The organism is Mesorhizobium sp. M7A.F.Ca.CA.004.06.1.1 (genome assembly GCF_003999135.1).
Taxonomy (GTDB): Bacteria; Pseudomonadota; Alphaproteobacteria; order Rhizobiales; family Rhizobiaceae; genus Mesorhizobium.
In genome coordinates this window covers 1-1,717 of sequence record NZ_RZPQ01001002.1, presented here as the reverse complement: position 1 = coordinate 1,717, position 1,717 = coordinate 1, and the positions used below count along the sequence as shown (strand labels likewise).

Annotated in this window: 2 protein-coding genes; both read right to left on the bottom strand. The window is 58.8% G+C overall.

Annotated elements, in window-relative coordinates; translation table 11 throughout:
* Positions 1-208 precede the first annotated feature (208 nt).
* A complete protein-coding gene (locus tag EN906_RS33175) occupies positions 209-1,078 on the bottom strand; it encodes an outer membrane protein assembly factor BamD (protein WP_127269547.1) in 870 nt (289 codons plus the stop codon).
* A gap of 263 nt (positions 1,079-1,341) precedes the next feature.
* A partial coding sequence (locus EN906_RS33170; RefSeq protein WP_206529241.1) for a UDP-3-O-acyl-N-acetylglucosamine deacetylase occupies positions 1,342-1,717 on the bottom strand: 376 nt, incomplete at its 5' end.

Here is a 1,717-nt window from a genome sequence, read left to right as displayed (position 1 = left end):
TTCGACGGTCAGTACCGAAAGACCCGGCTGGAAGTCTATATCCAGCTTCTCGATCAGGACGATATCGCGGATCGACAGTCTGGAAAGCATCAGAACCCGAATCTAGAACGGCACGCGACCATTTGCAGTCGCAGCGCCGCACTATCTTTTTGTTTGAGCACCGGATCAATCCGAAAAGCGCTGTGGCGCTTCAGTCGATGCTCATACGTCAGGCGCCGGTGATCATCTTCCCGGCTTTGGATATCCACGACCCGGCATTCTCGCGCGGTGCAAGCCCATTGCTCTGCAAGAGCTTGTAGGAATCCTTGTACCATGGGCTGTCGGGGTAGTTGGTGCCGAGCACGGCGGCGGCGGTTTGTGCCTCCGAGGTCAGACCCATCGCGTAATAGCTTTCGGTCAAGCGGGCGAGCGCCTCCTCGACATGGCGGGTGTTGGAATAGTTCTCGACCACGGTGCGGAAGCGCTTCACGGCAGCGATGTATTCACGCCGCTCAAGATAGTAACGGCCGATCTGCATTTCCTTGCCGGCCAACTGGTCGTTGGCGAAGCGGATCTTTTCCTTGGCGTCTTCGACATATTCCGATGTTGGCCAGCGCGTGACCAGATCCTGCATCGTCTGGACGGTCTGGCGCGCTTCCTTCTGGTCCTGCGTCACGTCCTTGATCTGACGGTAGTAGCTCAAGCCGATGATGTACTGCGCATAGGCGGCGTCATCGGTCGACGGGTAAAGCGTGAGATAGCGCTTGGCCGAGCCGATCGCCTCATCGTAATTGCCCTGGCGATAGTCGGCGAAAGCGCCCATCACCATCGATTTGCGGGCCCATTCCGAATAGGGATGCTGACGGTCGACGGCGTCGAACTTCCGGCTCGCCTCCTGCAGGCGCCCGGCATTGAGATTGGCAAGGCCCTGATTGTAGAGAACATCGGCCGGCTCGGTCTGCTCGACATAGGTCGACAGGTCGATATCTTTCTCCGACGACATGCAGGCCGACAGAAAGAGCGATGGAACAACTACTGAAAGCGCCAGGAAAACAGCCCTCTGCGGTGCTTTCAATTGACCAACTCGCTTGAAGAACATGATTGGATCTCGCCCTTTCGGCGCTATTTCAATGCCAGTTGCACGCCATTGTTTCAAAACTGGTCCCCACTTTTGAATGACATGCATTAATCGACGGCAGCAGCCATAAACCATAACCGCCTTGCCCGGCAACGCTATCTCCGGCCAATCGCGCATTTTTGTGGCGGCCGGACGCCACTTGGACATCAATGCAATTTCACTGGCGGGTGGTGCATTCCTGCAACATTCGCTATCACCATGGAACCCGAAAAAAACCTGGGAAATCAGATCATCCAGGGTGCGTAGAGTGGCGCATTGACGGCGTTCATCTCGGCGCTGCGGCCACGCTCACGGCGCGTCGTCTCGACGATCTCGAACGCCGTGCGGTCCGAGAGCAGACGGCGCAGGGCCGCGGCATTCATCCTGTGGCCGCCGCGATAGGAGCGGAAGCAGCCGATGAAGCGGGCGCCGGCCAGCGCCAGGTCGCCCATGGCGTCCAGCGTCTTATGTCGCACGAATTCGTTGGGGTAGCGCAGGCCGCCCATATTGATGACGCGGTTGTCGTCGCCGATGACCAGCGAGTTCTCCAGCGAGGAGCCGAGCGCGTAGCCTGCGGCCCACAGCCGCTCGACATCCTTCATGAAGCCGAAGGTGCGGGCG

Coding starts and splice junctions, on each gene's coding strand:
- EN906_RS33175 (WP_127269547.1), bottom strand. CDS start 1,078: ATGTTCTTCAAGCGAGTTGGTCAATTGAAAGCACCGCAGAGGGCTGTT.